21 protein-coding genes and 3 tRNA genes are annotated in these 22,063 nt (G+C 70.7%); 8 read left to right on the top strand and 16 right to left on the bottom strand.

Annotation, left to right across the window (positions count from 1 at the left end; translation table 11 throughout):
* Positions 1-4 precede the first annotated feature (4 nt).
* Positions 5-196: a 50S ribosomal protein L28 gene (gene rpmB / locus TTY48_RS02530; RefSeq protein WP_013127447.1), complete on the top strand. Its 192-nt coding sequence runs from the start codon at positions 5-7 to the stop codon at positions 194-196.
* A 60-nt stretch (positions 197-256) separates the two neighbouring features.
* Here the strand turns inward: rpmB and TTY48_RS02535 are convergent, their stop codons facing one another.
* Positions 257-952 (bottom strand): uracil-DNA glycosylase, encoded by a 696-nt coding sequence (locus TTY48_RS02535; RefSeq protein WP_220656013.1) that lies wholly within the window; start codon positions 950-952, stop codon positions 257-259.
* Positions 952-1,974, bottom strand: a complete 1,023-nt coding sequence (locus TTY48_RS02540; protein WP_220656014.1) for a thiamine-phosphate kinase — start codon at positions 1,972-1,974, stop codon at positions 952-954. The genes TTY48_RS02535 and TTY48_RS02540 overlap by 1 nt, the downstream gene beginning before the upstream one ends.
* 19 nt (positions 1,975-1,993) lie before the next feature.
* Between TTY48_RS02540 and TTY48_RS02545 the strand changes: the two genes are divergently transcribed.
* Positions 1,994-2,572, top strand: a complete 579-nt coding sequence (locus TTY48_RS02545; protein ID WP_220656015.1) for a DUF3515 domain-containing protein — start codon at positions 1,994-1,996, stop codon at positions 2,570-2,572.
* Here the strand turns inward: TTY48_RS02545 and TTY48_RS02550 are convergent, their stop codons facing one another.
* Positions 2,573-3,661 (bottom strand): D-alanine--D-alanine ligase family protein, encoded by a 1,089-nt coding sequence (locus tag TTY48_RS02550; protein ID WP_220656016.1) that lies wholly within the window; start codon positions 3,659-3,661, stop codon positions 2,573-2,575.
* Between the two features lie 42 nt (positions 3,662-3,703).
* A complete protein-coding gene (locus tag TTY48_RS02555) occupies positions 3,704-4,735 on the bottom strand; it encodes an NAD(P)H-dependent glycerol-3-phosphate dehydrogenase (RefSeq protein WP_220656017.1) in 1,032 nt (343 codons plus the stop codon).
* Between the two features lie 120 nt (positions 4,736-4,855).
* Here TTY48_RS02555 and cofC point away from each other — a divergent pair, with 120 nt between their 5' ends.
* The 3 genes from cofC (at position 4,856) to TTY48_RS02570 (ending at position 8,681) form a co-directional block, all read left to right on the top strand.
* Complete coding sequence (gene cofC / locus TTY48_RS02560; protein WP_220656018.1) at positions 4,856-5,530, top strand: 2-phospho-L-lactate guanylyltransferase; 675 nt, start codon at positions 4,856-4,858, stop codon at positions 5,528-5,530.
* An 86-nt stretch (positions 5,531-5,616) separates the two neighbouring features.
* Positions 5,617-7,731 carry an RNA degradosome polyphosphate kinase gene (locus TTY48_RS02565; RefSeq protein ID WP_374758701.1) on the top strand — a complete coding sequence of 705 codons (2,115 nt, stop codon included), beginning with the start codon at positions 5,617-5,619 and terminating at the stop codon, positions 7,729-7,731.
* Positions 7,728-8,681, top strand: a complete 954-nt coding sequence (locus tag TTY48_RS02570) for an NUDIX hydrolase (protein WP_220656020.1) — start codon at positions 7,728-7,730, stop codon at positions 8,679-8,681. The genes TTY48_RS02565 and TTY48_RS02570 overlap by 4 nt, the downstream gene beginning before the upstream one ends.
* A 28-nt stretch (positions 8,682-8,709) precedes the next feature.
* Here the strand turns inward: TTY48_RS02570 and TTY48_RS02575 are convergent, their stop codons facing one another.
* From TTY48_RS02575 to leuC, 3 genes are all read right to left on the bottom strand, one after another.
* A complete protein-coding gene (locus TTY48_RS02575; protein WP_220656021.1) occupies positions 8,710-9,411 on the bottom strand; it encodes an HU family DNA-binding protein in 702 nt (233 codons plus the stop codon).
* A gap of 169 nt (positions 9,412-9,580) precedes the next feature.
* Complete coding sequence (gene leuD / locus TTY48_RS02580; protein ID WP_220656022.1) at positions 9,581-10,168, bottom strand: 3-isopropylmalate dehydratase small subunit; 588 nt, start codon at positions 10,166-10,168, stop codon at positions 9,581-9,583.
* 47 nt (positions 10,169-10,215) lie between these two features.
* Complete coding sequence (gene leuC, locus TTY48_RS02585) at positions 10,216-11,661, bottom strand: 3-isopropylmalate dehydratase large subunit (RefSeq protein WP_220656023.1); 1,446 nt, start codon at positions 11,659-11,661, stop codon at positions 10,216-10,218.
* Positions 11,662-11,747: 86 nt separating this feature from the next.
* On the opposite strand from leuC, the gene TTY48_RS02590 reads away from it, so the two are divergent.
* Entirely contained in the window at positions 11,748-12,473 is a 726-nt protein-coding gene (locus TTY48_RS02590) for an IclR family transcriptional regulator (protein WP_220656024.1), read from the top strand.
* Between the two features lie 72 nt (positions 12,474-12,545).
* Positions 12,546-13,349 (top strand): LLM class flavin-dependent oxidoreductase, encoded by an 804-nt coding sequence (locus tag TTY48_RS02595; RefSeq protein ID WP_220656025.1) that lies wholly within the window; start codon positions 12,546-12,548, stop codon positions 13,347-13,349.
* A 2-nt stretch (positions 13,350-13,351) separates the two neighbouring features.
* Here TTY48_RS02595 and TTY48_RS02600 read toward each other — a convergent pair whose 3' ends face one another.
* The 6 genes from TTY48_RS02600 to TTY48_RS02625 all read right to left on the bottom strand — a co-directional run bounded on the left by TTY48_RS02600 (position 13,352) and on the right by TTY48_RS02625 (position 16,632).
* Positions 13,352-13,693 carry an inorganic pyrophosphatase gene (locus TTY48_RS02600; RefSeq protein ID WP_220656026.1) on the bottom strand — a complete coding sequence of 114 codons (342 nt, stop codon included), beginning with the start codon at positions 13,691-13,693 and terminating at the stop codon, positions 13,352-13,354.
* Between the two features lie 58 nt (positions 13,694-13,751).
* Positions 13,752-13,824, bottom strand: a tRNA-Glu gene (locus TTY48_RS02605).
* 39 nt (positions 13,825-13,863) lie between these two features.
* A tRNA-Glu gene (locus TTY48_RS02610) sits at positions 13,864-13,936 on the bottom strand.
* A 37-nt stretch (positions 13,937-13,973) separates the two neighbouring features.
* Positions 13,974-14,045: transfer RNA gene (locus tag TTY48_RS02615), tRNA-Gln, on the bottom strand.
* Between the two features lie 92 nt (positions 14,046-14,137).
* Entirely contained in the window at positions 14,138-15,643 is a 1,506-nt protein-coding gene (gltX, locus tag TTY48_RS02620) for a glutamate--tRNA ligase (protein ID WP_220656027.1), read from the bottom strand.
* 215 nt (positions 15,644-15,858) lie between these two features.
* Entirely contained in the window at positions 15,859-16,632 is a 774-nt protein-coding gene (locus tag TTY48_RS02625; protein ID WP_220656028.1) for a fumarylacetoacetate hydrolase family protein, read from the bottom strand.
* Positions 16,633-16,722: 90 nt separating this feature from the next.
* On the opposite strand from TTY48_RS02625, the gene TTY48_RS02630 reads away from it, so the two are divergent.
* A complete protein-coding gene (locus TTY48_RS02630) occupies positions 16,723-17,946 on the top strand; it encodes an MFS transporter (protein WP_220656029.1) in 1,224 nt (407 codons plus the stop codon).
* A gap of 73 nt (positions 17,947-18,019) precedes the next feature.
* Here TTY48_RS02630 and TTY48_RS02635 read toward each other — a convergent pair whose 3' ends face one another.
* From TTY48_RS02635 to TTY48_RS02645, 3 genes are read right to left on the bottom strand one after another with little or no spacing between them, the layout of a single operon-like run.
* Positions 18,020-19,036, bottom strand: coding sequence for a 3-isopropylmalate dehydrogenase (locus TTY48_RS02635; protein ID WP_220656030.1), 1,017 nt, complete (start codon positions 19,034-19,036; stop codon positions 18,020-18,022).
* Positions 19,033-20,619: a phosphoglycerate dehydrogenase gene (serA, locus tag TTY48_RS02640; protein WP_220656031.1), complete on the bottom strand. Its 1,587-nt coding sequence runs from the start codon at positions 20,617-20,619 to the stop codon at positions 19,033-19,035. The genes TTY48_RS02635 and serA overlap by 4 nt, the downstream gene beginning before the upstream one ends.
* A gap of 39 nt (positions 20,620-20,658) precedes the next feature.
* The gene (locus TTY48_RS02645) at positions 20,659-21,915 is read right to left on the bottom strand and encodes a CdaR family transcriptional regulator (protein ID WP_220656032.1); all 1,257 of its coding nucleotides are present in this window, start codon (positions 21,913-21,915) and stop codon (positions 20,659-20,661) included.
* Positions 21,916-22,063: the final 148 nt, after the last annotated feature.

Here is a 22,063-nt window from a genome sequence, read left to right on the forward strand (position 1 = left end):
CGACATGGCTGCCGTCTGCGACGTCTGCGACAAGGGCCCCGGCTTCGGTAAGTCGGTGTCGCACTCGCATCGGCGTACCAATCGCCGGTGGAACCCGAACATCCAGACCGTGCGTGCCCAGGTGGCGCCCGGTCAGACCAAGCGCCTGAACGTGTGCACCTCGTGCATCAAGGCCGGCAAGGTCGTCCGCGGCTGATTCCGCGACAAGACTGACAGAGGGCCCGCGACCAACCGGTCGCGGGCCCTCTTTCTCGTTTCAGCGCACCTCGGCGAGGTGCGGTAGGCGCCAGTCGACGGGCTCGGCGCCCAGTCCGGCGAGCGCCTCGTTGGCCCGGGAGAACGGGCGCGAGCCGAAGAACCCACGCGAGGCCGACAACGGCGACGGATGCACCGACTCGATCCGCGGGGTGTCGCCCAGCCGCGGCCCCAGCGAAGCGGCGTCACGGCCCCACAGGATCGCGACGAGCGGCGCGTCCCGCGCCACGAGCGCATCGATGGCGCACTCGGTCACCTTCTCCCATCCCTTCTTCCGATGGGAGGCGGGCTCGCCCGGGCGCACCGTCAGCACCCTGTTCAACAGCAGCACACCCTGCTGCGCCCACGGCGAGAGATCGCCGTTCGCCGGCGCGGGCAGGCCGAGATCGGCCGTGTACTCCTGATAGATGTTCTGCAGACTGCGGGGCACCGGCCGCACCGCGGGATCGACCGAGAAAGACAGGCCCACAGCGTGTCCCGGCGTGGGGTACGGATCCTGGCCCACGATGAGCACCCGCACCTCTTCGAAGGGCTGGGTGAAGGCGCGCAGCACGTTCTCGCCCGCGGGCAGGTAGCTGCGGCCCGCGGCGATCTCGGCCCGGAGGAACTCCCCCATCGCCGCGATGTCGCCGGCGACCGGCTCCAACGCCCGGGCCCAGCCCGCCTCGACGGTCTCCGCCAGTGGTCTCGCCGTCATCACAGTCCCTCTCCGCCGTCCTCGGTGTCGCTGTCGAAGGTGTTCCAGCCGCCCCGCTCGGGCCCGGCCGCACCGTCGACGGTGACGGTGCCCGACGCACCGTCGGCGTCCCGGACGGTACCGATCTCGCGCCACCCGTCCGGCACCGTCGCGGGCGGGAAGGTCGCCAGCAGGGCGTGATCCTCGCCGCCGGTGCGAATCCAGTGGTCGGCGTCCGCGCCGAGCGCGGACGCGCAGGCCAGCAGCAGTGGGTCCGGGCGCAGGGCGGCACCGTCGAGCTCGATCCGGACGCCGCTCGCCGCGGCCAGGGCGCGGGCGTCCCGGAGCAGCCCGTCGGAGACGTCGGTCATCGCGGTGGCCCCCGCCTCGGCGGCGCCCGGCCCCGCGGCGAGCGGCGGCACCGGGCAGCGGTAGATCTCGACGATCTCCGGGAAATCGTCCGCGCGCCCGGCATCCAGGGCGGCCAGGCCGGCGGCCGATCGCCCCAGGGTTCCGCACACCGCCACCACATCGCCGGCGCGGGCACCCGACAGCAGCACCGGCGCGCGGCCCTGCAGATCGCCCAGCGCGGTGATCGCCAGCAGCACCTGCTCGGTGCGCACCACGTCTCCGCCCGCCACCGCGCCGCCGGCATCGCGGGCGCCGCGCGCGATCCCCCGCGAGATGCCGGCCACGACGTGCTCGGGAGTCGCGGGCGGGCAGCCCAGCGTCACCGTGAAGCCGGTGCACACCGCGCCCATGGCCGCGATATCGGCCGCGTTCTGCGCGATCGCGCGGCGCCCCACGTGCTCCGCCGTGGTCAACTCGAACCGGAAGTGTCGCCCCTCGACGAGGGCGTCGGAGGAGATCACCACTCGGCCGTCCGGGGCGGCCACGACGGCCGCATCGTCACCGGGGCCGAGGAGCACCCGGGGATCGGGACCGATCGGCGCCGTGGCGAGCGCGATCACGCCCTCCTCGCCCAGTTCGGCGACGGTGCGCGCGGGCGGCTGCCCGGCCCGGCCCGGGCCCGTAGATGTCATCGCGGCTACCGTATCGAACGTGGACAACGCAGACGAGACCAAGGCCCCCGAGCCCCGCCAGCGCCGCAGCCCCGCCCTCCTGGCGACGGTCGTGGCACTCCCCGTGGCGGTGATCGTCTGCTTCGCCGTCTTCCTCGTGCTCGCCCAGCAGAAGGAGGGCGAGTTGCGCGCGACCGCCGAGGCGGGCCACCTGAAGTCGGTCTCGGCTCCCGCCGCCGGCGAACCCGCGTGCGGGAAACTGCTCGCGGCGATCCCCGCGGAGCTGGGCGTCTTCCGCCGCGACGACACCACCGAACCCACGGGCTTCGCCCGCTGGACCAGCGATAAGGCCGGCGCCGTCGAGGTGCGCTGCGGTACCGATCGCCCGGCCGACCTGACCAACACCTCGAAGCTGCAGGTGGTCAACGGGGTCCAATGGCTGCAGTCGACGCCCGCGGGCGCGCCCGCCCCGAACGGCGGCGCCTACTGGGTCGCGGTGGATCACCGGCCCTACGTGGCGCTCTGGGTGCCGGACAGCGCCGGTACCGCCGCGATCCAGGCCGTCTCCGATGCGATCCGGGCGAACCTCCAGGCCGCGTCGCTCGACCTGGGCCGCTAGTCAGCGCAGGCCGGTGCCGCGGGCGAGCGCCGTGTCGATCAGCAGGCTCAGCAGCTCGGCGTAGCCCACACCCGATTCGGCCCACATCCGCGGGTACATCGAGGTGGAGGTGAATCCCGGCATGGTGTTGACCTCGTTGATCACCGGACCGTCAGCGGTCTGGAAGAAGTCCACGCGGGCCAGGCCCTGGCCGTCGAAGGCGTGGAAGGCCCGCACCGCCAGGTCGCCGATCGCGGCGGCCTCGTCGTCGGTGAGATTCGCGGGCACGGTGTACTGCGCCCGGTCGTCGAGGTACTTGGTCTCGAAGTCGTAGAACGAGTGCTCCGCGTCGGCGGCCATCTCGATCTCGGCGATCGCGGACGCGTGCACGGTGCCGTCGGGGCGCTCCAGCACACCGATCTCCACCTCACGGCCGATCACGGCGGCCTCGATGATCACCTTCGGATCCCACCGGCGGGCCTCGGCGATCGCGGCGGGCAACGCCGCCAGATCGGTGACCCGGGTGATGCCGATCGACGATCCTCCCCGCGCGGGCTTGACGAACAGCGGCAGGCCGAGCCGATGCAGGACGTCGGCGGGCACCTCGGTGTCGCGCTGGCGCAGCACGTGGAAGTCGCCCACCGGCAAGCCGTCGGCGGCGAGGAGTTTCTTCGCGAACTCCTTGTCCATGCCCGCCGCGGAGGCCAGCACACCGGCCCCCACGTAGGGCACGCCCACCATCTCCAACAGCCCCTGCAGGGTGCCGTCCTCGCCGTACGGGCCGTGCAGCACAGGGAAGACCACATCGACCGAACCGAGCACGGAGCCGGCCGCATCGGACGAGACGGAGACCAGCTCGGCGCCGGGGAGCAGGGCCAGATCGGTCGGCCCCTCGGGCACGCTCGGCAGCGCGCGGTCGGCGAACCGCAGGCTCTGCGCGTCGGCATCGGAGAGCACCCACGAACCGGACGAGGTGATGCCCACCGGCACCACCTCGTAGCGCTCGGGATCGAGGTGACCGAGGATGCTGCCCGCCGAGACGCACGAGACAGCGTGCTCGCTGCTGCGTCCGCCGAAAACCACTGCCACCTTGATCCGCGAGTCCGTCACGGCAGACCACCTTACGGGTGCGCCCCGGCCGGGGCCACGTGGTTACGCACTGGTCGGGTGATGCCACTCCCCACCGACATCGCGATTGAGCAGGTCGTCGATGGCACGGGAGACGGGCACACCGTCGTAACAGACCGCGCGCACCGCCTCCGTGAGCGGCATCTCGACGCCCACCTTGCGTGCGAGATCGGCGATGGAGATACAGGATTTGGCACCCTCGGCCACCTGGCCGTGCGCGGCCGCCTGCGCCTGGTCGACGGTCATCCCCTGGCCGAGCCGCGCGCCGAAGCTGAAGTTGCGGGACTGCGGTGAGCTGCAGGTGGCCACCAGATCGCCCACACCCGCGAGCCCCGCGAGGGTGAGCGGCTGCGCGCCCAGGGCGGTGCCGAGCCGCAGCGTCTCGGCCAGGCCGCGGGTGATGATGGCCGCGCGCGAGTTCTCGCCGAGGTTGATGCCCGAGGCGATGCCGCACACCAGGGCGATCACGTTCTTGGTGGCGCCGCCGATCTCGCAACCGATCACGTCGTCGTTGGTGTACGGCCGGAAGTAGTCGGTGCGCACGAGGTACTGGGTGTGCTGGGCGCGCCGCTCGTTGGTGGAGGCGATCACGGCCAGCGTCGGCTGGCGCTTGGCGATCTCCTTCGCGAAATTCGGTCCCGTGAGCACGGCGATCCGATCGCGGTCGATGTCGGCCGCCTCCGCGACCACCTCACTCATCCGGTTCAGCGTGCCGATCTCGATGCCCTTCGCGAGATTGAGCACCGTGACGTCCGGCGGGATCAGGTGGCCCCAGTCCGCGAGGTTGGCGCGCAAGGTCTGCGAGGGCACGGCGAGCACCACCAGCCCCGCGCCGCGCATCGCCTCCTCGGGATCGTGGGTGGCGGTGAGGTTCTCGGGGAGCACGCCCTCCGGCAGGTACTGCGCGTTGATGCGGGTCGCGTTGATCTGATCGGCGACCTCCTGGCGGCGGCACCACATGGTGACGCGGTGCGGTTCCGGACGGGTGGCCTCGGCGAAGACCTTCGCCATCGCGGTGCCGAAGGATCCGGCGCCCATCACTGCAACGTCGACCATTCGGCCCACCCTTCTCGCATCACGTTCCGCATCCCGCCCTGCCGCGACGGAAGCCCGACGTTGAGCGTATCTCCCGCCCGCAGTCGGCAGGCCGGGTTCGGCCCGCCTAGATTGGTGGTCATGACCGCACCGCGTGGCGCCGATGCGCCTCCCGCCCTCGTGGTCGTCACCGCCGTCAAGGCGCTGGACACCGCGAAATCGCGGTTCGCCGCGCCCGGCGACGGCCACCGCGAGGCGGTGCCGGGGCTGGTGCTGGCGATGCTGCGCGATGTGCTCGCCGCGGCGCTCGCCGTGCCGGAGATCACTGCCGCGTACGTGGTCTCGCCCGATCCCGCGGTGCGGGCCGCCGCCGACGACGCGGGTGCCCGCTCGGTGCCCGAGCCCTCTCCGGGCGGGCTGAACGCCGCCCTGTCCGCGGGGGCGGCGGCGGCGCGGGCGGAGGGCGAGGTGGCCGTGCTGGCCCTGCAGCCCGACCTGCCGGGCGTCAGCGTCGACGAGCTGCGGGCCTTCCTCGCGGCGGCCGGTGGCCGCCGAGCCTTCGTTCCCGACCGTGCCGGGACCGGGACGGCCGCGCTGTTCAGTCCCGCCGGCGACGCGCTGCGCCCCGCGTTCGGACCGGATTCCGCGTCCGCGCACGCCGGTGGCGGGGCACTCGCCCTCGCCGGACCGTGGCCCGGCCTGCGCACCGACATCGACACCCCGGCCGATCTGAAGGCCCCCACGGCGCTGGGAGTTCACACCACCGCGGCGATCGCCGCGTGCGATCCCGGCATCGCGTCGAACTCGCGCTGCTGATACGACAGAATGGGGCGGTGACCAACGAGCCGCAGTCCCCCGATCCCGCGCCCGAACCGGCGCCGCAATCCGAGCCGGCCTCGGTTCTGCCCGGGCGGATCACCGCCATCCCCGCGGCGCCGCCGGCGGCCCCCACGGAGGCCGCCAGTGATCTTCCCGAGGACCGGTACCTCAACCGCGAACTCAGCTGGCTCGACTTCAACGCCCGCGTGCTCGCGATGGCCGAGGACGCCTCGCAGCCACTGCTGGAGCGCGCGAAGTTCCTGGCGATCTTCGCCTCGAACCTGGACGAGTTCTTCATGGTGCGCGTGGCCGGGCTCAAGCGGCGCGACCAGATGGGGCTGTCGGTGCGGTCGGCCGACGGCATGTCGCCGCGCGAGCAGCTGCGGCTCATCTCGCAGCGCACGCAGGAGCTCTCCCGCAAGCACGCCCTGGTCTTCAGCGACGCCGTGCGCCCGGAGCTGGCGGCGCAGGGCATCTCGGTGCTGCGGTGGGACGATCTGTCGGCGGAGGAACGCGAGCGGCTCGCGGAGTACTTCCACACGCAGGTCTTCCCGGTGCTGACTCCCCTCGCGGTCGATCCTGCGCATCCCTTCCCGTACATCAGCGGACTGTCGCTGAATCTGGCGGTGGCGGTGCGCGATGCCACGTCTGGCGGCGAGCACTTCGCCCGCATCAAGGTGCCGGACAACGTCGATCGGCTCGTGACCGTGCGGGCCGACCGGATGGACAACGCGGTGCTCCCGATGGAGGACCTCATCGCCGCACATCTCGATGTGCTGTTCCCCGGGATGACCGTGGTCGAGCATCACGTCTTCCGCATCACGCGCAACGCGGATTTCGAGGTCGAGGAGGACCGCGACGAGGACCTGCTGCAGGCCCTGGAGCGGGAACTGGCACGCCGCCGGTTCGGTTCGCCCGTGCGCCTCGAGGTGGCCGAGGACATGTCCGAGCACATGTTGGAGCTGCTGCTGCGCGAATTGGACGTGGACCCCGCCGATGTGATCACCGTGCCGGGACTGCTGGATCTCAATTGCATGTTCCAGCTGTACGGCGTGGATCGTCCGGCGCTCAAGGACGCCCCCTTCGTCCCGGTCACGCACCCCGCCTTCGGCGAGCGGGAGACGCCGAAGAGCGTGTTCTCCACACTCCGGGAAGGCGATGTCCTGGTGCACCATCCGTACGACTCGTTCTCGACGAGCGTGCAGCGCTTCATCGAACAGGCCGCCGCCGATCCGCAGGTGCTGGCCATCAAGCAGACCCTGTACCGCACCTCGGGCGACTCGCCGATCGTCGATGCGCTGATCGACGCCGCCGAGGCCGGTAAGCAGGTGGTGGCGCTGGTGGAGATCAAGGCGCGGTTCGACGAGCAGGCCAACATCAAGTGGGCCCGGAAGCTGGAACAGGCGGGCGTGCACGTGGTCTACGGTCTGGTCGGCCTCAAGACGCACTGCAAGACCTGCCTGGTGGTGCGCCGCGAGGGATCGCACATCCGCCGGTACTGCCACATCGGTACGGGCAACTACAACCCGAAGACGGCGCGGCTCTACGAGGACGTCGGCCTGCTGACGGCCGATCCCGATCTGGGCGCCGATCTCACGGACCTGTTCAACCGGCTCACCGGCTACTCCCGCAAGGAGGAGTACCGGAACCTGTTGGTTGCACCACACGGTGTGCGGTCCGGGATCATCGACCGGATCGACGACGAGATCGAGCTGCACCGGGCGGGTAAGGAATCCGGAATCCGGCTCAAGGCCAACGCTCTGGTCGACGAGCAGGTGATCGATGCGCTCTACCGCGCCAGCCAGGCGGGCGTGCCCGTGCAGGTGGTGGTGCGCGGGATCTGTGCGCTGCGGCCGGGTATGCCGGGGGTGAGTGAGAACATCACCGTACGGTCGATTCTGGGGCAGTTCCTGGAGCATTCGCGGATCCTGCACTTCCGTGGCGCGGGCGAGTTCTGGATCGGCAGTGCCGACATGATGCACCGCAACCTGGACCGGCGCATCGAGGTGATGGCCCAGGTCAAGGATCCGCGCCTCACCCAGCAACTCGGTGACATCTTCGACTCCGCACTGGATCCCGCGACCCGGTGCTGGGTGCTGGACGCCGACGGCAACTGGAACGCCTCCCCCACCCCGGGCGACCCCGTGCGAGATCATCAGCGGGAGCTCATGCGCGCACACCGCGCCGGCCGCCGATGAGCGGTCGCGGCAAGGACACCCGCCCGGTGGTGCACGCGGCCGGGGGCGTGCTGTGGCGCCCCGGCCCGGCGGGGCCCGAGGTGGCCCTGGTGCATCGTCCGCGTTACGACGACTGGTCGCTGCCCAAGGGGCACGTGGAGGCCGACGAGCATCCCGTCGTGGGTGGGCTGCGGGAGGTGGTCGAGGAGACCGGTTTCCGGGCCCGGTTCGTGCGCGCCGTGGGCAAGGTGGCCTACGACGTGCCCCGGCGCAAGCGGCACGGCGGCAGCGGCGCCACCGCGCGCAAGCGGGTCGTGTACTGGTCCGCTCTGGCGGGCACGGGTGAGTTCGTCCCGAACGAGGAGACCGACGAGCTGCGCTGGGTCTCGGTGAAGGAGGGCGGCAAGCTGCTCACCTACTCGATGGACCAACGCATCCTGCGGGAGTTCGGCAAGCAACCGTCGTCGACGGCGACGATGCTGATCGTGCGGCACGCCAAGGCGGGCCGCAAACAGGGTTACCAGGGCGACGATCTCGCGCGACCGCTGGATCGGCACGGGCGGGCCCAGGCCGAGGCCCTGGTGGACCTGTGCGGCGCCTTCGGCCCCGGGAGGCTGCTGTCGGCCCCGCCGGTGCGGTGCCAGCAGACGCTCGAGCCGCTCGCTGAGGAATCGGTCCTGCCGATCGTCGAGGAGCCCACCGTCTCCGAACAGGCCTATGCACGGGATCCGGCCGCGGCGCACCGACGCATCCGTGAGATCGCCCGGGAGGGCGAGCGTTCGGGGATCGTGCCCGTGGTGTGCAGCCAGGGCGGGGTGATCCCGGACCTCACCGCCTGGTGGGCGGGAGCCGACGATGTGCGCCTGCCCGCCGCCCGCAACCGTAAGGCCAGCGTCTGGGTGGTGACCACGGCCGACGGCGTGCTGCTCACCGCGGATCACATAGACACGCCACTGCCCCTGGAGCACTGAGGCGTCCAGGGGCAGTGGGCGGGAATCGTTACTTCTTGCCCTTCTTGGCGGGAGCCTTCTTGGCAGGCGCCTTCTTGGCCGGAGCCTTGGTCGCGGCCTTCTTGGCCGGAGCCTTCTTCGCGGGCGCGGCCTTCTTGGCGGGAGCCTTCTTGGCCGGAGCCTTCTTCGCGGGCGCGGCCTTGGTCACGGTCTTCTTGGCCGGAGCCTTCTTCGCGGGTGCGGCCTTGGTCACGGTCTTCTTGGCCGGAGCCTTCTTCGCGGGCACGACCTTCTTGGCGGGAGCCTTCTTGGCCGGAGCCTTCTTCGCGGGAGCGGCCTTCTTGGCGGCGGTCTTCTTCGCCGGTGCGGCCTTCTTGGCGGGAGCCTTCTTCGCCGCCGTCTTCTTCGCGGCCTTCGTGGGGGTCGCGGTGGCGGAGCTGCGGCGCACGGCCGGGCCGGAGGCCGGGAGCTTGGCGGCACCCGAGATCACGGCCTTGAACTGCGCACCCGGCCGGAAGGCGGGCACGGACGTGGGCTTGACCTTGACGGTCTCGCCGGTACGCGGGTTACGAGCCACCCGAGCGGCGCGCTTGCGCTGCTCGAAGACGCCGAAACCGGTGATGGTCACCGAGTCACCGGCGTGGACCGCGCGGACGATGGTGTCCACGATCGCCTCGACGGCGGCACCGGCGGTGCGTCGGTCGGTGCCCAGCTTCTCGGTGAGCTCCTCAATGAGTTCTGCCTTGTTCATGAACGCTTTTCCTCTGCAGTCGGTGGCTCACCGCTGAGCCAACTACGGATACCGTAAACGCAGGATTGCATTCAATCCAAGTGCCACGCCATATTTGATCCAGGGTGTGTCGGAATCGCGTGCGGCGGCACCGGTTCGATCCGGGGCCGCCGCACGCAATTGAGTCACACTAAATAGTGACGGGTTTATATGCAGGCCTGTGGTTTTCGTATTCCGTGATGGCGTCGACCTGCTGCAAAGTGATGCCGATATCGTCCAATCCGGCCATCAGCCGATGGCGAACCGGATCGTCGATGGTGAACGGGACCACAAGGTCCCCAGCGGTCACCGTGCGGTCCTCGAGGTCCACTGTGACCTCCAAACCGGGCTCGTTCTCGAGGGCTTTCCAGAGCAGTTCCACGTTCTCCTGCTCGACCAGAGCGGCCACCAGACCGGCTTTGCCCGAGTTACCGCGGAAGATATCGGCGAAGCGGGATGAGATGACCACGCGGAAGCCGTAGTCCATCAGGGCCCACACGGCGTGCTCGCGGGAGCTGCCGGTGCCGAAATCCGGCCCTGCCACGAGGACGGAGCCGCGGTCGTAGGGAGCGGTGTTGAGGATGAAGTTCGGATCGGTGCGCCAGGCCGAGAACAGGCCGTCCTCGAATCCGGTGCGCGTGACCCGCTTCAGGTACACGGCGGGGATGATCTGGTCGGTATCGACGTTGGTACGGCGCAGGGGGACGCCGATTCCGGTGTGGGTGACGATGGCTTCCATCGGGGGTGTCTCCTAGGTACGACTGAGGTCTCGGGCGGTGGCGGCGGTCAGGCGCCGGCGGCCGCGAGGTCGAGGGGGGCCAGATCGGCGGGCGCGGAGAGGGTGCCGCGCACGGCGGTGGCCGCGGCCACCGCGGGTGAGACGAGGTGCGTGCGGCTGCCCTTGCCCTGCCGCCCCTCGAAATTGCGGTTCGAGGTGGACGCGGAGCGCTCCCCCGGTGCCAGCTGATCGGGGTTCATTCCCAAGCACATCGAGCATCCGGCCTGGCGCCACTCGGCGCCCGCGTCGAGGAAGATCTGCCCCAGGCCCTCCTCTTCGGCCTGTGCGCGCACGCGCATCGAACCCGGTACCACCAGCATTCGGACGCCCTCGGCGATGGTGCGCCCACGCAGGATCTCGGCCACGGCGCGCAGATCCTCGATCCGGCCGTTGGTGCACGATCCCACGAACACGGTGTCCACGGCGATCTCGCGCAGCGGCGTGCCGGGCTCGAGCCCCATGTACTGCAGTGCCTTCGCGGCGGTCTCCCGCTCACCGTCGGACCCGAAGGATTCCGGATCGGGCACCGAACCGCTCAGCGGCAGGCCCTGACCGGGGTTGGTGCCCCAGGTGACGAACGGGGTGAGCGCGCTGCCGTCGATGTCGACCTCGGCGTCGAAAACGGCGCCCTCATCGGTACGCAGGGCGTCCCACGCCGCGACGGCCTCGTCCCACAGCTCCCCCTTGGGCGCGTGCTCGCGGCCCTGGATGTAGTCGTAGGTGATCTGATCCGGGGCGATCAGTCCCGCGCGAGCACCGGCCTCGATCGACATGTTGCAGATGGTCATCCGGGCCTCCATCGAGAGCTTCTCGATGGCGCTGCCGCGGTACTCCAAGACGTAGCCCTGACCACCGCCGGTGCCGATCTTCGCGATGATCGCCAGGATCAGGTCCTTGGAGGTGACACCGGGCTGCAGCTCGCCGGTCACGTTGATCGCCATCGTCTTGAAGGGCTTGAGCGGCAGCGTCTGCGTGGCGAGCACGTGCTCGACCTCGGAGGTGCCGATACCCATGGCGATCGCGCCGAAGGCGCCGTGGGTGGAGGTGTGGCTGTCGCCGCACACCACCGTCATTCCCGGCTGGGTGAGTCCCAGCTGCGGTCCCATCACGTGCACGATGCCCTGTTCGCCGTCGCCCATCGAGTGCAGGCGCACGCCGAATTCGGCGCAGTTGCGGCGCAGGGTCTCGACCTGGGTGCGGGAGACCTCGTCCGCGATGGGCTGGACCAGCGTGTCGGTGGGCACGTTGTGGTCCTCGGTGGCGATGGTGAGGTCCGGCCGGCGCACCTTCCGCCCGGCCAGGCGCAGTCCGTCGAAGGCCTGGGGGCTGGTGACCTCGTGCACGAGGTGCAGGTCGATGTAGATGAGATCGGGTTCACGCGAGGCACCCTCGCCCGTTCCCTTGACGACGACGTGCTGGTCCCAGACCTTCTCGGCCATGGTGCGCGGCTGCATGGTTCCACCTGCTCCTACGATCGGGCTCCGCCGGTGGACGCGGGCTGCGCGTTGAATCCCACCATGCGAGAGCTTAGTATCGAACTATGGGACAGAATAGCTCACTGGCCGACGCTACCGAAAGTCCGGCTCACGCCCCGGTGAGCGGCATCGGAGTGCTCGACAAGTCGGTGGCCGTACTGCGAGCCGCCGCCGAGGAGCCCGCGAGCCTCGCCGATCTCTGCGCGCGCACCGGACTCCCCCGGGCCACGGCGCACCGTCTGGCGGTGGGACTGGAGCTGCACGGCCTGCTCGCACGCGACGGAGACGGGCTCTGGCGCCCCGGAACCGCCCTGCGGGAGTTGGCCGCCAGCACCACGGACACCCTCGTCGACGCCGCCGTGATGGTGCTGCCGCGGTTGCGCGAGATCACCGGCGAATCGGTGCAGTTGTACCGACGCGAGGGCGACCACCGCGTGTGCGTGGCGGCGGCGGAACCTCCGTCGGGTCTGCGCGACACCGTCCCCGTGGGCACCCGCCTGCCGATGACCGCCGGATCCGGCGCGAAGGTGCTCACGGCGTGGACGGACACCACCGAGGCGCCGTTCAGCGACCGCACCCTCGCCGAGGTCCGCAAGCGCGGCTGGGCGCAGAGCGCCGGCGAGCGGGAGGCGGGCGTCGCGAGTGTCTCGGCCCCCGTACGGGACGCCCGCGGCGAGGTGATCGCCGCGATCTCCGTTTCGGGGCCGATCGACCGCATGGGACGGCGCCCCGGCGCCCGCTGGGCGGCCGACCTCCTCCAGGCCGCGGAAGCGCTGCAGCGCAGGCTCTGACCACCGGCGCGGAGCGGTCCCGCGGGCGTAGCGTGGAACGCGAGCACATTCGTCCGCCCCGGAGGTCTCCTCATGCCGCATCCGTTCCGTTTCGGCGTCACCGCCATGCCCGTTCCCGGCCAGGGCCCGTGGCCCGATGTGGCCCGCGCGGTGGAGGCCGCGGGGTTCCACCGCCTGTTCCTCCCCGAGAACCACCCGCTGCCCGACGGGATGACCTCCGCGGGGGTGGCATTGGGCGCCACCGTCACCCTGGAGGTGGGCACCTTCGTGCTGGCTTCCCCGCTCCACGATCCCCGGCATGTGGCCTGGCAGGCGCACTCCCTCGCGACCACCTCGGGCGGGCGCTTCCGATTCGGCATCGGCACCGGACGACCGGATGTGGCGGCGGATGCCGAGGCGCTCGGCGTGCCCTTCGGCACCGGCTCGGAGCGCCTGGCCCGGGTGGCGGCCACCCTCGACGCCCTCGACGCCGCGGACGGCTCCGGGCCGCACACACCGGTTCTCGTCGCGGCGGGCGGGCCCAAGGCCCTGCGCCTGGCCGCCGACCGCGCCGACACCATCGCCCTGGCGATCAGCCCCGGGGCCACGCCGGACGAGGCCGAGGCGATCACCTCGGCGCTGCCCGACCGGGTCGAGATCGCCTCGTCGATCTTCGCGATCGGCGACGACGTTCCGCCCTTCGCGCGACACTTCCTCGGCCCGCACGCCGACGGTCTGGCCGAACGCGACTCCCTCGCCTGGCTCCCCGGCGACCCCGACGACCTGTGCGCCAAGCTGATCGAGCGCCGTGACCGGTTCGGCATCTCCTGTTTCACGGTGAGCTCGGAGCTGATGGATGCGATGGCCCCCGCGGTGCAGCGGCTGCGCGACCGCTGATCTCACCGGGCGAGGTACGCCCGGGGCAGCAAGAGCCGGCCGAGAAGGCCGTCCACGGCATCGATCTCGGCGGCGGAGCAGTCCACGAGGAGCTTGATCTCGGTGTCCCGCTTGCCGGGATCGACGATGACGAAGGCGCCCACCACGCCCCGTCCGGAGGCGGTGCCGCGGAACAGGTCGATGCCCTGCCCGTCGCCCGACACAGTGCCGTTGAGGTAGCCGTAGTCCACGGGGTAGACGATCGCCGGGTATCGCGGGTGCCCCGTACCGCGCGGGCGGTCGATCACCACCGTGCTCGAGGCGAGCAGGCCGTCGAGTGCGGCGAAGAAGTCGGTGTCGGCCATGAGCACTCCTGGAGAACGCGGAAGGCCCGGACCGTGTGGTCCGGGCCATCCGTCTGCGTACCCCCGATGGGATTCGAACCCACGCTACCGCCGTGAGAGGGCGGCGTCCTAGGCCGCTAGACGACGGGGGCTAGAACTGCCGATGAAGGTAGCACAACCGACATCGAACGTACCCCCGATGGGATTCGAACCCACGCTACCGCCGTGAGAGGGCGGCGTCCTAGGCCGCTAGACGACGGGGGCTAGGACACGCTTCCACTCGCGCAGAAGCGTTGTCACGCTGGCCTACCAGGACTCGAACCTAGAATGGCTGAACCAGAATCAGCTGTGTTGCCAATTACACCATAGGCCAATGACTCGCCTCGGGGATGTTTCCAACCCCGTTTTGAGCCGCGATTCAGCGTACCCACCGGAAACGGATACGCCAAATCGGCTGGTCAACCCCTACTGGCCCGCGGCACCGTCGGCGGGCACCAGCGCACGCGCCGAGGCCAGCCGGCCCAGGGTGCGCTCGCGCCCCAGCAGCTCCAGCGATTCGAACAGCGGGGGGCTCACGGGCGAGCCGGTGACGCCCACGCGGATCGGGGCGTAGGCCTTGCGGGGCTTGAGCTCCAGCTCGTCGATCAGCTTGCCCTTGAGCGCCGCCTCGATGGCCTCGGTGGTCCACGCGTCGAGTCCGGCGAGCGCCTCGGAGGCGGCGTCGAGCACCTGGCCGGCATCGGCCTTGATGTTCTTCGCGGCCGCGGCGGGATCGACCGTGAACTCGGCCTCGTCCACGTAGAGGAACTTCAGCAGGTCCCAGGCGTCGCCCAGCACCACGATGCGGGTCTGCACCAGATCGGCCGCCGTGGCGAACTCCGGTCCCAGCTGCGCATCGGTGACGTGCCCGCGCTCGATGAGGAAGGCGCGCAGGCGGGCGGCGAAGTCCTCGGCGGTGAGCAGGCGGATGTGCTCGGCGTTGATCGCATCGGCCTTCTTCTGGTCGAAGCGGGCGGGATTCGAGTTCACCCGGTGCACGTCGAAGGCGGCGATCATCTCGTCGAGGCTGAAGACGTCGATGTCGGCGGAGATGCCCCAGCCGAGCAGCGCGAGGTAGTTGAGCAGTCCCTCGGGGATGAAGCCGCGGTCGCGGTGGTGGAAGAGGTTCGACTCCGGATCCCGCTTGGAGAGCTTCTTGTTGCCCTCGCCCATCACGAACGGCAGGTGCCCGAACTCGGGGGTGAAATCGGCCACACCGATCTGCTGCAGCGCCTCGTACAGGGCGATCTGCCGCGGGGTGGAGCTGAGCAGGTCCTCACCGCGCAGCACGTGGGTGATCTTCATCAGCGCGTCGTCGACGGGGTTGACCAGGGTGTACAGCGGGTCGCCGTTCGCGCGGGTGAGCGCGAAATCGGGCACGCTGCCCGCGGCGAAACTGGTCTCACCGCGCACCATGTCGTTCCACGCGAGATCGCGATCGGGCATCCGCAGCCGCACCACGGGGCTGCGACCCTCGGCGACGAACGCCGCCCGCTGCTCCTGCGTGAGGTCGCGATCGAAGTTGTCGTAGCCCAGCTTCGGGTTGCGGCCGGCGGCCACGTGCCGCGCCTCCACCTCCTCGGGGGTGGAGAAGGCCTCGTAGGCCAGGCCCGCGTCCAGCAGCTTGCGCACCACGTCCAGGTGCAGGTCCTTGCGCTCGGACTGCCGGTAGGGGCCGTAGGGGCCGCCCACCTCGGGGCCCTCGTCCCAGTTCAGGCCCAGCCAGCGCAGCGATTCCAGGATCGCGGCGTAGCTCTCCTCGCTGTCGCGGGCGGCATCGGTGTCCTCGATGCGGAAGACGAAGGTGCCGCCGGTATGGCGGGCGTGCGCGAAGTTGAACAGCGCGGTGCGCACCATGCCCACGTGCGGGATACCAGTGGGCGACGGGCAGAAGCGCACGCGGACGGCGGGGTTCGAGGAGAGCTCAGTCACGGCTACCAGCGTAGTCGCCGTGCACACGCGGAGGTTCGAGCGCTCGGCGCCGGACCTTCAGTGACGACAGTCGGACGTTTGCAGCGCGCGCGCTGGCACAGCGGATCCGCCGCGCCGTCGCGGGATTCGTGGCCACGGGACGCCCCGCGCACCCCGCGTGGGAGGCGTACCGCCCCGGCGAGCCGGGGACGGTGCGCATCATCGACCGGGAGTAATCAGCGGTCCTCGGCGAGGCTGGTGAGCGTGCCGATGCCCTCGACGGTGACGGCCACGTGCTGTCCGGCGCGGATCGGTCCGACGCCCTCGGGGGTGCCGGTGAGGATCACATCGCCGGGGAGCAGGGTCATCACCGAGGAGATCCACTCCACGATGTCGCCGATCGAGTGGATCATCAGCGAGGTGCGGGAGTCCTGCTTGATCTCGCCGTCGAGTTCGGTGTAGATCCGGGCGTCCGAGGGGTCGAAATCGGTCTCGATCCAGGGGCCCAGCGGGCAGAAGCTGTCGTAGCTCTTGGCGCGGGTCCACTGGCCGTCGTGCGCCTGCTGATCGCGGGCGGTCACGTCGTTGGCCACGGTGTAGCCGAGGATGACGTCCTTGGCGCGTGCGGCGGCCACATCGCGGCACGGCTGGCCGATCACCACGGCGAGCTCGCCCTCGTAGTCCACCTGCTGTGAGTTCCGGGGCAGCTTGATCGGCGCGAGCGGGCCCACGATCGAGGTGTTGGGCTTGATGAAGATCACCGGATCCTTGGGTGCCTCGCCACCCATCTCCGCGGCGTGCGCCGCGTAGTTCTTGCCGATGCAGATCACCTTGCTGGCGAGGATCGGCGCGAGCAGCCGCACATCGTCGAGAGCCCAGCTGCGCCCGGTGAACTCCGGTGTGCCGAAGGGGTGTTCGGAGATCTCGCGTGCCCGCGCACCGTCGTCCGGGTCTCCCTCGATGGCCGCGAACGCGACTCCGTCACTGCTGGCGATTCGTGCAAGGCGCATGCCGCGAGCCTACCGTTTGGCCGGGTTACTTCGATCCGCTAGGCTTCGTCTCAGATGTTAAGCATGCAATCTCACTAGTTGGGAGTCGCGATGGAGATGTCCGCCGCCCGCCGCTGGTGGATCCTGGCGGTCTCCATGACCGCCGCGATCACCACCACCGCCACTGTGAACTGCACCGCCTTCCTCCTCCCCCAGCTCATCCAGGACGGTCTCAGCCCGCAGCGCGCGGGACTGTTCGCCGCCGCTGCGCCCGCCGGACTCCTGCTGACCACCATCCTGTGGGGTGCGATGATCGATCGCTACGGCGAGCGGCACGTGCTCCTGGTGAGCCTCGCCGGTGCCACCGCCGGTCTCGCGGGCACCGTCGTCGCCTTCGCCGCGCACGCACCGCTGCCGGTGGTCGCGATCGGTCTGTTCATGTCGTCGGCGATGGCGGCGAGCGGGAACGGCGCCAGCGGACGGATCGTGGTGGGCTGGTTCCCCGCCTCCAGTCGCGGTACCGCGATGGGCATCCGCCAGACCTCGCAGCCGCTGGGCATCGCCCTGCTCTCACTCACGATGCCGCTGCTCGCGAACCGGGTGGGCCTGACCGCCGCCATGCTGGTCCCGCTCACCGTGGCCGCGATCTCCCTGATCCTGGTGTGGGCGTTCATCATCGACCCGCCGCGGCCCGAGAGCGGTCCCGCCGCCGCGGAGGCCCGCGCCAATCCGTACCGCGAGGATTCCTTCCTGGCCCGCATCCACGCGGTCTCCCTGCTGCTGGTGCTGCCGCAGGGCGCGGTGTGGACGTGGGGCATCACCTGGCTGATCATCGGCTTGCACTGGACGCCCGCCACCGCAGGCCTGCTGGTCTCCGCCAGCCAGCTCTGCGGCGCGCTGGGGCGGATCGCCGCGGGCGCCTGGTCGGACCGGCTCGGGTCGCGCACCGCGCCCATCAAGTGGATCGCCCTGGGCGCCGCCGCGTCGATGGGCGCACTCGGCGCGCTCACCGCCATCGGATCACCGGTCGCGGTGGCGGTCTTCCTGATCGCCTCGGTCGTCACCGTCGCCGACAACGGCCTGGCCTTCACCGCCATCGCCGAGAAGGCCGGCCCGTACTACAGCGGGCGCGCCCTCGGCATCCAGAACACCGGCCAGTTCATCGTGACCACGGCGGCGGGACCGATCCTCGGAACGCTGATCCACGCCACCGGTTTCGCCGCCGCGTTCGGCATCGTCGCCCTGGCCCCGCTGCTCGCCTACCCCCTCGTCCCCCGCGATGCGCAACCGCGGGAACGGGAACGGGAGCCGGCACCGTCGACCACCCCCTCCTGACTTAACAGCGTTAGCCCACACCGCTTCCTGGGGAAACAGCGTGGGCTAACGACGTTAAGTCAGAGAACGGGGCCTAGCGGAGGGCGGCGGCAATGCGGTCGCCGACCTCGACGGTGCGGATCGGGGCGTCGCCACGGGCCTCGAGATCGGCCGCGACGGCGGTCTCGATCCGCTGCGCGCCCTCCTCGTTGCCGAGGTGACGCAGCAGCATCGCCGCGGACAGGATGGCCGCGGTGGGGTCCGCGATGCCCTGGCCCACGATGTCGGGGGCGCTGCCGTGCACGGGCTCGAACATCGACGGGTTGGTGCCCGTCGCATCGATGTTGCCCGATGCGGCCAGGCCGATGCCGCCCGAGACCGCGCCGGCCTCATCGGTGAGGATGTCGCCGAACAGGTTGTCGGTGACGATCACGTCGAACCGCGACGGGTCGGTCACCAGGTAGATGGTGGCCGCGTCGATGTGGCTGTAATCCACGGCGACATCGGGGAACTCGCGCGCCACCTCGTCGACGGTGCGCTGCCACAGGCCGCCGCCGTAGACGAGCACGTTGGTCTTGTGCACCAGCGTGAGCTTCTTGCGGCGGGTCTGCGCGAGCGCGAAGGCGTAGCGCACCACGCGCTCCGCGCCGAAGCGGGTGTTCACCGAGGTCTCGTTGGCCACCTCGTGCGGGGTGCCCACGCGGATCGCGCCGCCGTTGCCGGTGTACGCGCCCTCGGTGCCCTCGCGGACCACCACGAAATCGATCTCGCCCGGGTTCTTCAGGGGCGATTCGACGCCGGGGAACAGCTTGGAGGGCCGCAGGTTCACGTGATGGTCGAGCGCGAACCGCATCTTCAGCAGCAGGCCGCGCTCCAGCACGCCCGGCGGCACCTTGCGCGGATCGCCGATGGCGCCGAGCAGGATCGCGTCGTGCTCGCGCAGCGACGCCAGATCCTCGTCGGTCAGCAGCTCGCCATTGCGCTCATAGCGACGCGAACCCAGGTCGTAGTCGGTGGTCTCGAACTCGCCGACCACCACGCGGAGCACCTTGAGGGCTTCCGCCACCACCTTGGGGCCGATACCGTCCCCGCCGATCACCGCGAGCTTCACGACAGGTCCACCTGCACCACGGTGGTGGCCGAGACGGCGTCGCTGATCTTCTGCTGCACATCGGCCGGCACCGGCTGGCTCACGCGCAGCAGCACGGTGGCACCGTCGCCCTCGGCGTCCTGGCTGAGCGCCGCGGCCTGGATGTCGATGCCGGCGTCACCGAGCACGGTGCCCAGCTTGCCCAGCGAGCCCGGCTGATCCGGGTACGCGACGTACAGGTTCAGGCCCTCGGCACGCAGGTCGAAGTTGCGGCCGTTGATGTTGGTGACCTTCTGCACCTGGCCCAGGCCCGACAGGGTGCCGGAGACATTGTGCACGGTGCCGTCGCCGTACACGGCGCGCACGTCCACGAGGCTGCGGTGGTTGGGGCTCTCGGAGAGCTTCTCCAGCTCGGCGCTCACGCCGCGCTCCTCCGCGAGGGCGGGGGCGTTGACGAAGGTGACGGCGTCCTCGATGACGGCCGAGAACAGGCCGCGCAGGGCCGAGAGCTGCAGGATCTCGACGTTCTCGCTGGCCAGCTCGCCGCGCACGGTGACGCCGACCTTCTCGGGCAGCGGGCCGGGCAGGCCGCCCAGCACCACACCGAGCTTGCGGGTGAGCTCGAGCCAGGGCGCGACCTCCTCGTCGACGGCGCCGCCCTTGACGTTCACGGCGTCGGGAACGAACTCGCCGGCGAGCGCCAGCTGCACGCTCTTGGCGACATCGGTGCCGGCGCGGTCCTGGGCCTCCGAGGTCGAGGCGCCCAGGTGCGGGGTCACCACGACCTGCGGCAGCTCGAACAGCGGGCTGTCGGTGCAGGGCTCGGTCTCGAAGACGTCGAGTCCGGCACCGAAGACGTGGCCCGAGGTGATGGCGTCGGCGAGCGCCTGCTCGTCGACGAGGCCGCCGCGGGCGGCGTTGACGATGATGACGCCCTTCTTGGTCTTGGCCAGCAGCTCGCGACCGATGAGGCCCTTGGTCTCCGGGGTCTTCGGCAGGTGCACGGTGATCAGGTCGGCGCGCTCGACGAGCTCGTCGAGGGTCACCAGCTCGATGCCGAGCTGCGCGGCGCGGGCCGGGCTCACGTAGGGGTCGTAGGCGATGATCTTGGTCTCGAACGCGGCCAGGCGCTGCGCGACGAGCTGGCCGATGCGGCCCATGCCCACCACGCCGACGGTCTTGCCGAAGATCTCGACACCGTTGAACTTGCTGCGCTTCCACTCGTGCTCGCGCAGCGTGGCGTCGGCGGCGGGGATCTGCCGGGCGGTGGCCAGCAGCAGCGCGACGGCGTGCTCGGCGGCGGTGTGGATGTTCGACGTGGGCGCGTTGACCACGAGAACGCCGCGCTCGGTGGCGGCGGGAACGTCGACGTTGTCCAGGCCGACGCCGGCGCGGGCCACGATCTTCAGCTTGGTGGCGGCCGCGAGGACCTCGGCGTCGACGGTGGTCGCCGAGCGCACCAGCAGCGCATCGGCCTCGGGGACCGCGGCCAGCAGTGCGGGACGGTCCGGACCGTCGACCCACTTCACCTCGACGCCGTCGCCGAGCGCCTCCACTGTCGACGGTGCCAGCTTGTCGGCGATCAATACCACGGGACGGCTCACTTGCGCTCCTCAATCAGGGTGCCGGTTGTGGCCTGAAGCTTAGTGACCTGCGGGGCGCCCACCTGCCGCCGGGTCGCACACGAGCAGCGCGACCTCCACATCGAGGCGATCGGCACCGATGCCGCGGCCACGCCGCTCCAGGGCGCGCTGCACCCGGTACTTCACCGAGTTCGGGTGCAGGTTCAGTTCCGCGGCCGCGGCCTTGAACCCTCCGCCGTGCCGCAGGTACACCGCGAGGGTGCCGCGTAGGCGGGCGTCGGATTCGGTGTCGTCGGCCAGCGGTCCCAGGACGTCCCGCGCCCATCGCCCCGCCGCGGCCGGGTCCGCACCGATGAGCGCCGCCACCATCACCCCGGGGTCGCCCGCGAAGACCACGGGACGCTCCCCCGCGCTGCGCCGCACCGCGGCGGCCTCGGCGTACGACCGGCGGAAGCCCTCCACGCCGGGGCGCACGGCTCCGAAGGCCACCCGCGGACCGTCGCCCGACGGTGCGGCGAAGGCCCGCGCCCGGTCGATCGCCTCGACCGGGTCGGCCACCGGCAGCCAGCCCCAGACGGTGCGCTGATCGGCGGCCAGCAGCAGCGGCGCCTCCACGGGGCCGACGGCGGTGGCGAGCTCACGAACGTAGGACTCGAGCCGCTCCACGCGGTCGGTCTCGTCGGGGTACGAGGCGATCAGCGCGAGGTGGTGGCGGCGCAGTGGATAGCCGAGGGCGAGCGAGGCGGCGTCGATGTCGACGGGGCCGTCGTGCGCGAGCAGCTCGCGCACGCGCGCCACCCGGGCCCCGGACCGGGCCTGCATCCACCGGTCGCGCTCGCGCTGGTAGGCGGTGATGACGGTCTCGATCACGGTGTCGGAGTACGCGAAGGACCAGTCGGTGATCCATTCGTGCGCGGCGAGTTTCTGTTCCGCGGCGAGGCCGGTGGCGCGAACGGCGTCGTGCATCTGCCGCACCATGCTCGCCTGGCCGAGACGGTAGGCGCGCACCAGCGCGGTCACCGGCAGGCCGCGTTGGGCGAGCCGCCGCGGGTACTCCATCGCGGCGAGCGGCGCCTCGATGGAGGCCGGATCGACGCCGAGCACCATGGCGTGCAGCACGGTGTCGACGTTGCCCGCGACACTCGCGGCCAGGGCGAGTTCGAGGGCGTGATCACCGCGCAGCTCCGGGATCTCGGCCAGCATCAGCGCGGTCATCCGATCGGCAACCGTGTGCGGTTCCAACGAGGTCAGCACGCCGGCCACGGTGGACCCGATGGGATCGGAGCCGAGTTCGGGACTGCCCGACGACTGTCTCATGAGGTCAGGCTAGGGCTCCGCCGACGTCTCGTGAGGCGATTCCTTTGTCTTCCCACGACGAAATCCCGCGCCGATTTGGTCGCCGCGGGACGGAGTGACCGGCATCACATCACGCCTAGGGTTCTCCTCACCGAACGAATAGGAGTCG

Source organism: Tsukamurella sp. TY48 (genome assembly GCF_019656655.1).
Classification (GTDB): domain Bacteria; phylum Actinomycetota; class Actinomycetes; order Mycobacteriales; family Mycobacteriaceae; genus Tsukamurella; species Tsukamurella strandjordii.

What these genes read in the sequence shown, in the direction of transcription:
- TTY48_RS02630 (WP_220656029.1), top strand. Translation starts at nt 16,723, where the DNA reads ATGGAGATGTCCGCCGCCCGCCGCTGGTGGATCCTGGCGGTCTCCATG.
- cofC (WP_220656018.1), top strand. Translation starts at nt 4,856, where the DNA reads ATGACCGCACCGCGTGGCGCCGATGCGCCTCCCGCCCTCGTGGTCGTC.
- TTY48_RS02590 (WP_220656024.1), top strand. Translation starts at nt 11,748, where the DNA reads ATGGGACAGAATAGCTCACTGGCCGACGCTACCGAAAGTCCGGCTCAC.
- TTY48_RS02575 (WP_220656021.1), bottom strand. Translation starts at nt 9,411, where the DNA reads ATGAACAAGGCAGAACTCATTGAGGAGCTCACCGAGAAGCTGGGCACC.
- TTY48_RS02570 (WP_220656020.1), top strand. Translation starts at nt 7,728, where the DNA reads ATGAGCGGTCGCGGCAAGGACACCCGCCCGGTGGTGCACGCGGCCGGG.
- TTY48_RS02600 (WP_220656026.1), bottom strand. Translation starts at nt 13,693, where the DNA reads ATGGCCGACACCGACTTCTTCGCCGCACTCGACGGCCTGCTCGCCTCG.
- leuD (WP_220656022.1), bottom strand. Translation starts at nt 10,168, where the DNA reads ATGGAAGCCATCGTCACCCACACCGGAATCGGCGTCCCCCTGCGCCGT.
- TTY48_RS02540 (WP_220656014.1), bottom strand. Translation starts at nt 1,974, where the DNA reads ATGACATCTACGGGCCCGGGCCGGGCCGGGCAGCCGCCCGCGCGCACC.
- TTY48_RS02555 (WP_220656017.1), bottom strand. Translation starts at nt 4,735, where the DNA reads ATGGTCGACGTTGCAGTGATGGGCGCCGGATCCTTCGGCACCGCGATG.
- TTY48_RS02595 (WP_220656025.1), top strand. Translation starts at nt 12,546, where the DNA reads ATGCCGCATCCGTTCCGTTTCGGCGTCACCGCCATGCCCGTTCCCGGC.
- rpmB (WP_013127447.1), top strand. Translation starts at nt 5, where the DNA reads ATGGCTGCCGTCTGCGACGTCTGCGACAAGGGCCCCGGCTTCGGTAAG.
- TTY48_RS02535 (WP_220656013.1), bottom strand. Translation starts at nt 952, where the DNA reads ATGACGGCGAGACCACTGGCGGAGACCGTCGAGGCGGGCTGGGCCCGG.
- leuC (WP_220656023.1), bottom strand. Translation starts at nt 11,661, where the DNA reads ATGCAGCCGCGCACCATGGCCGAGAAGGTCTGGGACCAGCACGTCGTC.
- TTY48_RS02625 (WP_220656028.1), bottom strand. Translation starts at nt 16,632, where the DNA reads ATGCGCCTTGCACGAATCGCCAGCAGTGACGGAGTCGCGTTCGCGGCC.
- TTY48_RS02645 (WP_220656032.1), bottom strand. Translation starts at nt 21,915, where the DNA reads ATGAGACAGTCGTCGGGCAGTCCCGAACTCGGCTCCGATCCCATCGGG.